Source organism: Shinella sp. HZN7, assembly GCF_001652565.1.
Taxonomy (GTDB): Bacteria; Pseudomonadota; Alphaproteobacteria; order Rhizobiales; family Rhizobiaceae; genus Shinella; species Shinella granuli.
On the sequence record NZ_CP015738.1, the window covers coordinates 60,985 to 73,895 of the forward strand.

Genomic DNA, 12,911 nt, shown 5'->3' on the forward strand with positions numbered 1-12,911 from the left:
CTCGAGAGGCTCGCAACCCGGCATCTGCACTTGGCGTTTCGTGACCTGTCGAGCCCTGGCCGTTGTTGCTGCACAGATTGACCCGCTCCAGCATCCGGACAAACTGAAGATCGACGGGGGACCTCAGACCTCATGCGATCGAACCGATGGAGCGCCTATCGAAGCTTGCGCAGAAGAAAATCGTAAAATCGCGGATCGTTGGCGCGCGCCACATTGATCCGGATGCCTCTGGCAAGAGGTGCGTTCTTGTCGATGCAGAAGACGCTGCCGGGGGCGATGAAGATGCTTTCCTTGGCTCCCTCGCGTGCCAACTCGATGTCGTCGGTCCCCTCCGGCAGGAGGAGATAGAGATAATAGCCGCCGTTTGCGCTGGAGAAGACCCGATGGCCGCCATGGGACAGTCTGGTTTGAACGAGGTCGGAGGCGGCGGTGAGGCGATGACCCAACCGCTTGAGATGCCGGTCGTAATGTCCGTCGCTGATCACACGGTGCAGCAGCCTTTCGATATGCCCCGAGCTGTTGACCGTGGTCAGCATCTTGAGCTCCGCCAGCGCGGCGATCCTGTCCGTTCTGGCGGCGATGAAACCTGATCGCAGGCTTGCCGAGAGCGTCTTGGAAAAGGTTCCGATCGAGATGACCAGGTTCAACTGGTCGAGCGTGGCCAGCCTGTTGTCGGATGTGGTCGGCAGGTCGGCGAAAGGATCCTCTTCAACGATGGGTAGGCCGTATTTGCCGGCTGCGGTAAGAACGGCGTGAGCAACCGGGACCGTCAGGGAGCTGCCTGTGGGATTGTGAGCGAGGGATTGCGTAAAGAAGAGCTTGGGTCGCTCGGTGGCAAGCTTTGCGGCGAAGTCGTCCACGTCCGGGCCGTCCGGCGTCCGGCGCACGCCGACGGCCCGGACCTGGGCGAGCTTCAGCTTGGCAAACAGCGGATAATAGCCGGGCTCGTCGACGAGCACGGTGTCTCCGGGAGATAGCATGCCCCGGATGACGAGGTCGAGGGCGTGGTTTGCCCCGAATGTCAGCAGGATGTTGTCTTCCGCGGCATGCACCTGCTGGGAGCCTAGCCGACGCGCGAGTTGCTGTCTCAGGGGCATGAAGCCCAGGGCGGACCCGTAGCTGTCGGCATCCGCCGACAGGGCCCTGCCATAGGAGCCAAGATAGCGCTTGATTTCGGATTGCTCGGCCCAGGACGGTGGCGGCCTGCCGTCGCCCACGCGAATCTGGAAATCCTGTTCGAGCTGGGCGTTCAGCAGCGAAGCGATGTCGACGGCTTCGGCGACATGCCTCGGCCGCGAAGCCGGATCGGCAGTGTCTGCGAAAGTCACGACGAAACCCGACCCCATCCGCGCGGTGATATGGCCCGATGCGACGAGCCTGTCATAGACCTCGACGACCGTGTTCTTCGACACGCCGAATTCCGCTGCCGCCTTGCGGATCGACGGCAGCCGGCTGCCTGGCGCGCGTACGCCCGAGACGATCTCCTCACGCAGCTTTCCCGCGATGGACGTCACGCGCGTGGGAACGTGCGCTTCGGATACGCCTTTGATTGCCACGCTGCTCTCCACTGGTACAGTTTGGGACAATATCGGACAACTGTACCTTTTATTTGAGGTGTCAAGAGGCTCATAAGTATTACATGGGATTCGGCGGCGCGGGAGGGAGCGACCTTGGTCGAAGGGAAACAAAGCAGGACACATCCGGGCGTCAACTCGCGCCTGGAGAACCTGCGAAACCTTTCCCCTGCCGAAAGGCTCGACCGCGTGGCGGACGAGGTCCCGCTCGATGCGTGCGACAAGCAGGCGATCGGCGGGGGCGGCCTGCCGTCCGCTCTCGCCAACGGCATGATCGAGAACGTCATCGGCACGTTCACGCTGCCGCTCGGCATCGCCACCAATTTCACCATCAACGGCCGAGACTATCTGATCCCGATGAGTGTCGAAGAACCGTCGGTCGTGGCGGCGGCGTCCTACATGGCGCGCATCGTGCGCGCCTGCGGCGGCTTTCGCACGTCGAGCACGGCGCCGGTCATGCGGGCACAGGTCCAGGTGCTCGGGGTCGGTGATCCCCATGGAGCCCGCATGCGCATCCTGCGGGAGCGCGAAGCCATCATCGCCGCGGCCAATGCCAGGGACAAGGTCCTCGTTTCGCTCGGCGGCGGCTGCAAGGATGTCGAAGTCCATGTCTTCGAAGAGACGCCGGTGGGCCCGATGCTCGTCGTTCATCTCATCGTCGACGTGCGCGACGCCATGGGTGCCAATACGGTCAACACGATGGCCGAAAGCGTCGCGCCGATGATCGAGGACATTACCGGCGCCGTCGTGCGGCTGCGGATTCTCTCCAACTTCGCCGATCTGCGCCTGGCGCGCGCCATGGTGGCGGTGACGCCGGATGCGCTGAAAACGGAAGACCATGAGGGCGGGCAGGTGGCGCGGGGCATCGTCGAGGCCAGCGCTTTCGCGGCGGTTGATCCCTATCGCGCCGCGACCCACAACAAGGGCATCATGAACGGCGTCGATGCCGTGGTGGTCGCGACCGGCAACGACTGGCGGGCGGTCGAGGCCGGGGCCCATGCCTGGGCGTCGCGTTCCGGCCGGTATCGCTCGCTGACGAACTGGGAAATCGATGCGAAGGGCAACCTCGTCGGCACGCTTGAAATGCCGATGGCGCTGGGCCTCGTTGGCGGCGCGACCCGCACCCATCCGGGCGCCCGCGCGGCCCTGAAGATTCTCGGGGTCGAAAGCGCCCAGGAACTGGCCGAGGTGACGGTCGCCGTTGGCCTGGCGCAGAACATGGCGGCGCTTCGCGCGCTTGCGAGCGAGGGCATCCAGAAGGGGCATATGGCACTGCACGCCCGCAACATCGCCATCGTTGCCGGTGCGAGCGGGGACGAGATCGGCACGGTCGCAGCCGCGCTCGCGGCCGCTCACGACGTCCGCGTCGACCGTGCCCGGGAACTGCTCGAAACGATGCGAAACGGGGGGGCTTCGAACTGATGGCCAGGCCCGCGATCATCAGGAAGGACGACCGGCCGCCATTCCACGCAAGGCTGCTACGCAGCCAGGAGGGCATCGTCTTCTCGCTGGCGGTCCTCGCCTTCGTGCTGTTTGCGATCCTGCTGCCGGGCTTTCTCAGCACCGGCAATCTCCTGGTGCTGGTTCGCAGCGTCTCCATCCTCGGCATTCTCGCGCTCGGCATGGCGCTCGTCGTGATCGCCCGCGGCATCGACGTCTCGATGATCGCGACCATGGTGGTCTCGGTGTCCTGGGCGTTCGTCATCACGCGGGCCGGATATTCCTTCGAACTCGCGCTTCTGATCGGCGCGGTTTTCGCGATCGCTGCGGGGGTGATCATCGGCGTTCTGATCGCGTTCGGCGACGTGCCGCCGATCTTCGCCACGCTCGCCGCCGGGTCGGTGATCTACGGCACCGGCCGGACGTTCTTCTTCACACTGGAGATGCAGAACGTGCCGCCGGACACCGACTGGTTCAGCGTCATCGGCCAGGGAAACGTCCTCGGCATTCCGACGACCGTCGTCTTTTTCGCCGCCCTGTGCGGCCTTTTCCACCTCGTGCTCAGCCGCACCCGCTTCGGCTGGATGCTCTATGCGATGGGCAGCAATCCCAATGCCGCGCGCGTGACGGGCGTGCCCTTCCGGCCGATGACGGTCGCGCAATATGCGATCAGCGCCTTCGTCGCCTATCTCGCCGGCCTGATCCTGGCGTCGTCGGCCGCGGCCATCAACGCGCGCCTTTTCAATTCGACGATGATCTACGACATCCTCCTGGTCGTGGTGCTCGGCGGCATCGGCCTCAACGGCGGCCACGGCTCGGTCCGCAACGTCGTTCTCGGCACAGTATTCGTCGGCATCCTGCTCAACGGCATGACCATCCTCAACATCGACTACACGGTCCAGAACCTCGTCAAGGGTATCGTCCTGCTGCTTGCGATCGTCGTCGATTCCATCGTCAATCCGCGCGACGAGCAGACGTCGCAGCAAGGAGATCTGTAGCACCACCAACCATGGAACGTTCAAACCGGGAGGAGATCATGCAACGCGCATTTGTGAAGAGAACGGCGCTCGCCGCAGCGGTACTCGCCGCCGGCCTCGGCTGGGCGGTGGCACAGGACAAGGGACTGGAGAATCCGCGCAGCACCGCGTTCCATACGTCGCTCAAGGACAAGAAGGTGGTGTTCGTGCCGCTCTCGATGGGCTTCGACCTGACGGAAGGCTGGGCGGCGCAGATGCGCAGGCAGGCCGAGCGGCTCGGCTACGGCTTCGAGATCCGCGATCCGGCCTGGAGCACGGATGCAGGCACGCGGGCGATCCAGTCGCTGATCACCGAGAAGCCGGACCTGATGGTGATCCACAATCCCGATATCCAGTCCTACGCGCGCCTTCTCAAGCAGGCGCAGGCCGAGGGCATCAAGATCGTCCAGATCAATCTCGAATCCAACACCACGACCGATTCCTATGTCGGAGCCGACTGGACGGAGATCGGCAGGAAGGCGGCCGAGGCGGTGGTCGCCAGATGTGACGCGGGCAAGGGCGTTTCCACCAAGGTGGCGATCGATACGGGCGTGCCGACGGCGGCCTCCGACGTCTTCCAACTCGACGGCATCTACGAGGTGCTGGACGCCCATCCCGATATCCAGGTCGTCTCGCAGCAGGCGACGGAATACAATCCGGAAAAGGCGCGCTCGATCATGGCGACCGTGCTGCAGCAGCATCCGGACCTGTGCGGCGCGATCGGCATCTGGGACAATCAGGATACCGGCACGGCATCAGCGATCAAGGAAGCCGGCAAGAGCGACCAGGTCTTTCTGGTCACCTCGGGCGGCGGCAACAGCGTCGGTTGCGAGAATGTCGAGAAGGGCCTCTTCAATCTCTACATCAGCTATAACGTGCCGCTGCAGGGCGATCTCCTGAACCAGGAAATCGTGCGGCTGCTGATGTCCGAGGGGGCGGCGGGGGAAAGCAAGGCCATCTATTTCAATCCGCTGACGCTCATCACCAAGGACAACGTCAACCAGCGCAATTGCTGGACGCTCGACGATCTGAAATAGGGTGAACGGGGCAATGGCAGGCAGGAACGCGTTGATCCGCTTCCGGTACAGATATCTCTCCGGCCGCCTGGTGGGAGAGGTCCTGTCCAAGAGCTGGATCGATGCCGCAATCCCCGTGGTCGCCCTTCTGGTGACGATCGGCATCATGTCCTTCCTGATCCCCGGCCTTCTGGGCGCGGGCCACATCGCCGACCTCGCGCGCCAGCTCGCCGAGTTCGGCCTGATCGCGCTGGCGCTGACGATCGTCATCATGTCCGGCGGCATCGACCTGTCCGTGGGCTCGATGTTCGCGCTGTGCGTTCTCGCCGCGCTGGTCGGCATGAACGTGCTCGGCCTGCCGTTTCCGGCGGCACTTGCGATCACGCTGGCCGCCGGGGGTGCCTGCGGGCTGCTGAACGGCGTGCTGATCGGCTATCTGCGGCTGCGCGCCTTCATCACCACGCTCGTGACGCTCGTCATCTTCCGGGCCCTCTACGACATCGTCTTTCCAAGGTTGGCGAGCGCGATCGTCGGCAGCACGCCGGATTCGGCGGCCTGGGATTACCTCGGCTTCGGCAAGGTCCAGGGCCTTCCCGTCTCCTTCGTGATTTTCGCCGTGATCGCCGTCGCGATCCACGTCACGCTCTCGCGGCTGCGGCCGGGCTGGCGGCTGCGCGCCGTCGGAGGTGCCCGGCGATCGGCCTACAATGCCGGCATAAACGTCAAGCGCACGGTGTGCCTGGCCTATGTCACCTCCGGCCTGCTGACCGCCATCGCGGCCTTCCTGTTTTCCGCCCGCCTCGGCAGCACCGGCGCCGATACGGGCATCGGCCTGGAGATCGCCGTGCTGACGGCGGTCGTGCTGGGCGGCGTTTCGCTCGGCGGCGGGCGCGGCTCCGTCGGCGGTGCGATCGTCGGGGCGACCCTCGTGCTGATCCTGACCAACGGCCTCATCCGGCTTTCGACGCCCGGGTCGGTCAACCAGCTCCTGCTCGGCGTGATCCTGATCCTGGCCGTGCTCTTCGATGCCAAATGGGTGAAGAACCGCGGCAAGATCCTCAGCAAGGTCTATGTCTCTCCCGCCTATCTCGACCTTCCCGAACGGGCGCGGACAAAGGACGACCCGTTTGCGCTCAACGATCGCCTTCGCGACGTCGAGCTGATCGGCCTCGGCGCGGTAGAAGGACCGGAGGACGTCGTCCTCGACGGGCAGGACAATCTTTACACCGGGACACGGCATGGCACGATCGTGCGTTTCCTTGCCCCCGACTATGTCAGAAGCGAGGTCTTTGCGCGGATAGGCGGACATCCGCTCGGCCTCGCCTTCGCCGAGAACGGCGATCTTCTGGCATGCGTCGGGGGCATGGGCGTATACAGGGTCAATCCGGAAGGCGCCGTCTCCTGCGTCACGGACGAGACCAACCGGAGCTGGTTCTCCGTCATCGACGATTCCCGGCTCAGGTTGCCCGACGATCTCGACATCGCGCCGGACGGACGCATCTTCTTCAGCGAGGCGACGATCCGCTACGAAATGGCGGACTGGATACTCGACGCGCTGGAAGGGCGCGGCAACGGCCGCCTGATCTGCCACGATCCGGCGACGGGCCGGACGCGGACCGTCCTCGGCGGCCTGATCTTCCCCAACGGCATCACCATCTGTCGCGACGGCCAGTCCCTGCTTTTTGCCGAGACCTGGGCCTGCCGGGTCTCGCGCTACTGGTTCGACGGGCCGCACAAGGGTCGGCGGGAGGTCGTCCTGGCCGATCTTCCCGGCTATCCGGACAACATCAACCGCGGCGCGAACGGCACCTACTGGATCGCGCTCCTCGGCCTGAGGACGCCGACATTCGACCTTGCCATGCGCAAGCCGGCCTTTCGCCGGCGCATGGCGCGGCGGATCGCCGCCGACGAATGGCTGTTTCCGAACGTCAACCGCGGCTGCGTGATGCGGATCGCGGAAAACGGCGCGGTTCTCGACGTGCTGTGGGACGCGGCCGGCGAGAACCATCCGTCGATCACCTCGACCTGCGAGCACAAGGGCTACCTCTATCTCGGAGGCGTTTCCAACAACCGCATCGGCCGCATCCGCCTTCCGGATACGGACCCCGCCTGGACGGCGCAGCGCGACTACTGGGGGATGACGTGATGGGATTTCTCTCGCGCATCTTCGGCCGTAGCGGCGAGGACGGGCTGAGTGTGCCGCCGATGGACGGCGTGTTCAAGCCGAACAGCCGCCTCGATGATGCCACGCGCATCCTCGACCTGCCCGGCATCGACAACCTGGCCCTGGCGGCCGGTGCACTCCATTGCAGCAGCGCCGACAGGTTGCTGCGCATCGACCTGCAGGCCGGGCGCGCCGACAACCTGCGCCGCTTCGGCCGCCCGATCACCGCGGTCGCGGGCTCGCCCCGCGGCAGGCTCGCCGTGGCCGTCGAGGGCATCGGCGTCGAGATCGGCGGCGAGGGGAACGGCTGGCGGCTGCTTCGGCTGGAGCAGCGCTATGCCGACTGCATCACCGCGGCCCTCTTCGTGGACGAGGAGACCGTCGCCCTGGCCGTCGGATCGCAGGCGCATGCAATGTCCGCCTGGAAACGCGACCTGATGAGCCATGGCGCGAGCGGCGCGGTGATCCGCCATCGCATCCCGACCGGGACGACGGATATCCTCTGCGACGGCCTGGCCTTCCCCTACGGCCTGGCCCTCGATGCGGGAGGCAATCTCCTCGTGTCGGAAAGCTGGCGCCACCGTATCGTCGAACCGCAATCGCGCGCGGTGCAACTTGACGATCTGCCTGCCTATCCCGCCCGTCTGTCTCCCGCCGGCGACGGCGGCTACTGGCTTGCACTCTTCGCGCCCCGCAGGCAACTGACCGAATTCGTCCTGCGGGAAAGCGACTATCGCCGCGAGATGATGGCGACCATTCCGCCCGAGGCCTGGATCGGGCCGGATTTCTCCAGCGGGAATGACGGGTCGCTGCCGCTGCAGGCCGGTTCCGTGCGGCAGATGGGCAGCATGAAGCCCTGGGCGCCGTCGCGTTCCTACGGCATGGTCGTGCGGCTCGACCGGACCATGGCGCCGCTTGAAAGCTACCACTCCCGCGCCGACGGCAGGATGCACGGCATCGCCTCCGTCGTCGAGGTCGATGACGTGCTCTACGCGGCCTCGCGCGGCGCCGGAACGCTTCTTCGCCTCGATCTTGCCGGCGAGGTGCCGGCATGAGCGATATCGTCGCGTTCAGGAATGCCACCAAGGCGTTTCGCGGCGTCGCGGCCTTCCGCAACGTGGATTTCACCCTGCGCCGCGGCGAGGTGCATGCCCTGCTCGGCGAGAACGGTGCCGGCAAGTCGACGCTGACCAAGGTGCTCGCCGGCCTCTATCCGCTGACCTCCGGGGAAATGCTGGTGGAGGGCGTGCCGCGGATGTTCGCTTCGCCGGCAGACGCGCTCGCGCACGGCATCGCCATGGTGTTCCAGGAGACCAATCTCATCCCGTCGATGACGGTGGCGCAGAACCTGTTCCTCGGGGAGGAGGCCTTCTTCAACCGGTTGCGCGGCGTCAATATCCGGGCGCAGCAGCAATTGCAGCGCCTGAGCTTCCATGTCGAGCCGACGGCGCTCGTCTCCTCCCTCGGCGCGGCCAAGAAGCAGATGGTGGAGATCGCCCGGGCGCTTCAGCGCCATGCCCGCGTCCTCATCTTCGACGAGCCGACTGCTGCGCTGACACCCGAGGAAAAGCAGCACTTCTTCGCGCTGATCGAGCGTCTCAAGACGGAAGGCTGCTCGATCGTCTTCATCTCGCATGCCCTGGAGGAGGCGCTGGCGATCGCCGACCGTATCAGCATCCTGCGCGACGGCGAATGCATCGTCACAGACGAGGCGGAGAACTTCACCCGCGGCCGCATCATCCAGGCCATGGTCGGCCGAAAACTCAAGGACGAGCTTTATGGTTCCCCTTCCCGGCGCCGGGCGCGGCCGGCCGGCCGGAAGGTGCTGGCGCTCGAAAACGTCTCCATGGGCAAGGCGGTGCGCAGCGCCACCATGTCAGTGTTCGCCGGCCAGGTGACCGGCATGTTCGGCCTGGTCGGCGCGGGCCGGACGGAAATGATGAAGATCGCTGCCGGTATCCTCAAGCGCGACTTCTTCCACGGCGGAAGCGTCCGGTTGAACGGCCGGAGCGTTCGTTTCGGCGTGCCGCGGCATGCGATCAGCCGCGGTGTCGCCTACATAACCGAGGACCGCAAGCTCGACGGGCTGTTCGAGACGGCGGGGATCGCCCAGAACATCTTTTTCGGCAAGCTCTTCAAGGGTGCCAACCCGGCGACGGTCGTCACCCTGTCGCAGGCGCGCCGCGAGGCGGCGGAGTGGGTCGAGCGGCTGAACATTCGGACGATCCGGGAGGATGCGAAGGTCGTCGAGCTTTCGGGCGGCAACCAGCAGAAGGTCGTGATCGCGAAAAGCCTCATCCAGGCCCCCGAGCTGATCATCTTCGACGAGCCGACGCGGGGCGTCGATGTCGGTGCGATCGCAGAAATCCACTCCATGATCCAGCAACTCGCCGATGCCGGCGGCGCCGTCGTCGTCATCTCCTCTTACCTGCCGGAAATTTTTGCCATCTCCGATCGCATCCTCGTCGCCAAGCAGGGGCGCATCGTGGAGGAGATGTCGATCGAGGAGGCGACGGAGGAAAAGATCATGTATGCGGCGGTGCACTGAGGGAGACGATGGAAGGCCACTCGACATATAAGCAAACGAGGACAGCCATGCCGGCAAAACCGCCGAACTTTGTTTCGTCACGCCACTATATCGAGATGGTGGAACGGTTCACGAGCATCGGCTTCTGGAATGCCGATATGGCGACCGGCGCGATCCGGGCGACGCGGGGGTTCTTCAAGGCCATGGGCCTCGCGCCGGACGAAGGGTTCAGCCTGGGGACCTGGATTTCCCTTGTTCACCCCGATGACCAGGAGGACTTCCGATCGATTTTCCCGCTTGCCAGGACGGGCATGCCGGTCTCGCGGGAGGTCCGGCTGGTGCATGCGGACCGCGCCTCTCGCTGGATACGCGTCGATATCGATCAGGTGAAGCAGAACGACGGTCCGCAGGATCTCGTCGTCGGCGTCGTGGAGGATGTGACCAGGGAACGGAGGTCGCGGGCCGCGGTGGTGCGCGAACGCGCGCGGCTCGAGGCCCTGGTGAGGATGACCGGGGAAATCTTCTGGGTGGCGGATGCGAGCGGCTCCATCCTCGACCTCAAAGGATGGAAGGAGATTACCGGCCAAAGCGAGGCAGAAATATGCGGCGGCGGATGGGCCGAAGCCATTCACTCCGAGGACCGGCAGCGCGTCGTCGAGGAATGGTCGTCCTCCATTGGCGCGGCCTCGCCTTATACCGTTTCCTATCGCCTGCGCTACAGGGACGGGGAATAAAGACAGGTGACCTTGCGCGGCATGCCCGTCCGCTTTGAAGGGGAAAAGCCGATCGAGTGGCTGGGCACGATCCAGGAGACATGGCGCCTGGAGGATGCGGTTTCCTTCAACGACGGCGATGCCGTCCTGCAGCCGCAGCAGCTCCGCGCGGCGCGGGCGATGCTTGGCTGGTCGGCGGATGAGCTCGCGCAGGAGTCCGACGTTTCATGTGCCACCATTCGCCGCTATGAAACGGGCGAGGGACACCTGAAGGAAACGACGATCTCCGCCATCACCGCTGCGCTATTGCGACATGGCATCATCCTCACCTCGTCGTCGATGGGAATAGGCGTGAAATTGTCGAAGAACGCTCCATTGGCAAGCATGGGCGCCAAGCGACAAGCATTTGTGGATATCCATGCTTTTCCGAAGAGCTGAAACCATGCCACCGGGTTCACGGCCGTTCGGCCGCCAGACGGCCAGAAGCGCGATGCCGGCACGGGCCGGAATGGGAACGCGGTCGGTCATGACATGGGTGATGCCATCAGGCGCAGGTCGGCAAGGCAGCGGTTGTGGCATGGTGGAAGGGCAAGCTTCCCTATGATGTCAGATCCGCATTGACGACCAGGCTTCCATTGGCGTTCCTGTCGATCTCCAAACGTACGCCATAGACATTGCCAGTAAGGGGGTTGCGGAGAACCTCTTCGGGATTGCCGTCAACCGCCACACGGCCTTCGTGCAGCAGCACGAAACGATCGGCGAAGCGGCTTGCCAGTGCGAGATCATGCAGGGCCGCGAACGTAATGATCTGGCGCTCCCGCGTGACGTTTCGTATCAAGCGCAGGACTTCCAGTTGACGGCGGAGGTCGAGCGCACTCGTCGGCTCGTCGAGCAACAGGACTTGCGGGTTGCGTACCAGGGCCTGGCACAGGGCCACAAGCTGTTGCTGGCCGCCGCTCAATTCGGTGACAAGACGATCGGACAGGAATTCGATGCCGAGCAGATCCAGGGTCTCTTCAACGTGAGCGATGTCACTGCTGGTCGCTCTTCCACCTTGCCATCCTCTCTTGGCGAGGAGGACGACGTCAAAAACGGCGAGCGCGGCCCTCATCGCAGTATGCTGCGTCAGGAGAAAGATGCTCTCTGACCGACGTCTGTCAGGCAACAGCGACGTGTCGGTTCCATGCAGCAGGATTTTCCCTTCGGCAGGTTTGTGCAAGCCTGCCATCAATCGAAACAACGATGACTTGCCGACACCATTGGGGCCTATCAAGGCCGTCAGCTCGCCTTTCTGAAACGGGGCTGCATGTAGCGCGTCGAACACGACATTCGTGCCGTAGGCGAAACGGAGGCCGCTTATTTCGAGGGTCATCGCCAGGTCTCCCGCCGGATCGAAATCACCAGGCTCAGGAAGAATGGCACGCCGACGAGGGCGGTGATGATGCCGATCGGGTAGATAACGCCGGGGGTGATCGCCTTGGATGCGGTTGATGAAACCGAAAGGATGACGGCGCCCGCGGCAGCCGAGACCGGGATGAAATGCCGCTGGTCCTCGCCGACCAGCATGCGGGCGATATGGGGGCCGACGAGGCCGACGAAGCCGATGGTGCCGACGAAGGCGGTCGCCGTTGCCGCAAGCAGCGAAATGCAGGCCAGCATTTCCAGCCGCAGCCGTGCGACCGGCACGCCGAGGCTGGTCGCCCGGTCGTCGCCCATCGCCAGGGCGGTCATCATCGCGTTGCGCGCCCAGCAGAGCGGAACGACGAGTGCGAGCAGGACGAGGCAGACGGCGATCTTTGTCCAGGATGCCCGGGCCAGGCTCCCCATCATCCAGAATATGATCTGCTGAAGCTGCGCTTCGGAGGATTGATACTGGATGAATGCCAGCAGCGCGTTGAACGTGAAGAAGAGCGCGATGCCGACCAGGACGAAGGTTTCCACCGTCACACCGCGCATGCGCGTGAACATGAAGAGCACCAGCGACGTGCCGAGCGCGAACAGGAAGGCGTTGAGGGCGATGAAGACGTTGCCGCCCGCCGGCCACAGGCCGATGCCGAGCGCGATCGCCAGCGCCGCCCCGAAGCTCGCCGCCGAGGAGATGCCGAGCGTGAACGGATCGGCGAGTGGATTGTGCAGGATCGTCTGCATCTGGGCGCCGGCGATGCCGAGCATGGCGCCGATGAGGACGGCCATCACCGCCACCGGCAGCCGCACGTCCCAGACGATGATGGCGAGCTTCGGCGCCACGTCCTGCGGGAAAAGCAGGGCGGTCAGAACCTCGGCCGGCGTGTACCAGCCGGGACCCACCCCGACGTCGACCCCTATGGCCAGGACCAGCAGCAGGATTGCGCCGCCCACGAACAGGCTGTTGCGCATCATCCGTCGGCGGTATCGTTCACCGGCCCGCATCGTGATCGTCTGGTCCATCGTCTCTTCCAACGGCAGGAGAGGCGCCGAAGCG

At 64.7% G+C, this 12,911-nt stretch carries 11 protein-coding genes; 8 read left to right on the top strand and 3 right to left on the bottom strand.

All coding sequences use genetic code 11. The features are described from left to right. Positions 1-155: 155 nt before the first annotated feature. The gene (locus tag shn_RS25540) at positions 156-1,556 is read right to left on the bottom strand and encodes a PLP-dependent aminotransferase family protein (RefSeq protein WP_245337478.1); all 1,401 of its coding nucleotides are present in this window, start codon (positions 1,554-1,556) and stop codon (positions 156-158) included. Positions 1,557-1,670: 114 nt separating this feature from the next. On the opposite strand from shn_RS25540, the gene shn_RS25545 reads away from it, so the two are divergent. From shn_RS25545 to shn_RS25580, 8 genes are read left to right on the top strand one after another with little or no spacing between them, the layout of a single operon-like run. Continuing rightward, positions 1,671-2,996 carry a hydroxymethylglutaryl-CoA reductase, degradative gene (locus shn_RS25545; protein WP_064333360.1) on the top strand — a complete coding sequence of 442 codons (1,326 nt, stop codon included), beginning with the start codon at positions 1,671-1,673 and terminating at the stop codon, positions 2,994-2,996. After that, positions 2,996-4,012: an ABC transporter permease gene (locus shn_RS25550; protein ID WP_064333361.1), complete on the top strand. Its 1,017-nt coding sequence runs from the start codon at positions 2,996-2,998 to the stop codon at positions 4,010-4,012. Before shn_RS25545 ends, shn_RS25550 begins: the two co-directional genes overlap by 1 nt. A 38-nt stretch (positions 4,013-4,050) precedes the next feature. Next, entirely contained in the window at positions 4,051-5,067 is a 1,017-nt protein-coding gene (locus tag shn_RS25555; protein WP_064333362.1) for a sugar ABC transporter substrate-binding protein, read from the top strand. Between the two features lie 13 nt (positions 5,068-5,080). Further along, a complete protein-coding gene (locus tag shn_RS25560) occupies positions 5,081-7,192 on the top strand; it encodes an SMP-30/gluconolactonase/LRE family protein (RefSeq protein ID WP_064333363.1) in 2,112 nt (703 codons plus the stop codon). Further along, positions 7,189-8,265, top strand: coding sequence for a strictosidine synthase (locus shn_RS25565; protein ID WP_145926057.1), 1,077 nt, complete (start codon positions 7,189-7,191; stop codon positions 8,263-8,265). Before shn_RS25560 ends, shn_RS25565 begins: the two co-directional genes overlap by 4 nt. Next, positions 8,262-9,758, top strand: coding sequence for a sugar ABC transporter ATP-binding protein (locus shn_RS25570; RefSeq protein WP_064333365.1), 1,497 nt, complete (start codon positions 8,262-8,264; stop codon positions 9,756-9,758). The genes shn_RS25565 and shn_RS25570 overlap by 4 nt, the downstream gene beginning before the upstream one ends. Before the next feature lie 8 nt (positions 9,759-9,766). Further along, positions 9,767-10,471, top strand: a complete 705-nt coding sequence (locus tag shn_RS25575) for a PAS domain-containing protein (RefSeq protein WP_084438492.1) — start codon at positions 9,767-9,769, stop codon at positions 10,469-10,471. A gap of 6 nt (positions 10,472-10,477) precedes the next feature. Continuing rightward, the gene (locus tag shn_RS25580) at positions 10,478-10,888 is read left to right on the top strand and encodes a helix-turn-helix transcriptional regulator (RefSeq protein ID WP_145926058.1); all 411 of its coding nucleotides are present in this window, start codon (positions 10,478-10,480) and stop codon (positions 10,886-10,888) included. Between the two features lie 160 nt (positions 10,889-11,048). Here the strand turns inward: shn_RS25580 and shn_RS25585 are convergent, their stop codons facing one another. Continuing rightward, the gene (locus shn_RS25585) at positions 11,049-11,822 is read right to left on the bottom strand and encodes an ABC transporter ATP-binding protein (RefSeq protein WP_064333367.1); all 774 of its coding nucleotides are present in this window, start codon (positions 11,820-11,822) and stop codon (positions 11,049-11,051) included. Continuing rightward, positions 11,819-12,877 carry an iron ABC transporter permease gene (locus shn_RS25590; RefSeq protein ID WP_064333368.1) on the bottom strand — a complete coding sequence of 353 codons (1,059 nt, stop codon included), beginning with the start codon at positions 12,875-12,877 and terminating at the stop codon, positions 11,819-11,821. Before shn_RS25590 ends, shn_RS25585 begins: the two co-directional genes overlap by 4 nt. Positions 12,878-12,911 lie beyond the last annotated feature (34 nt).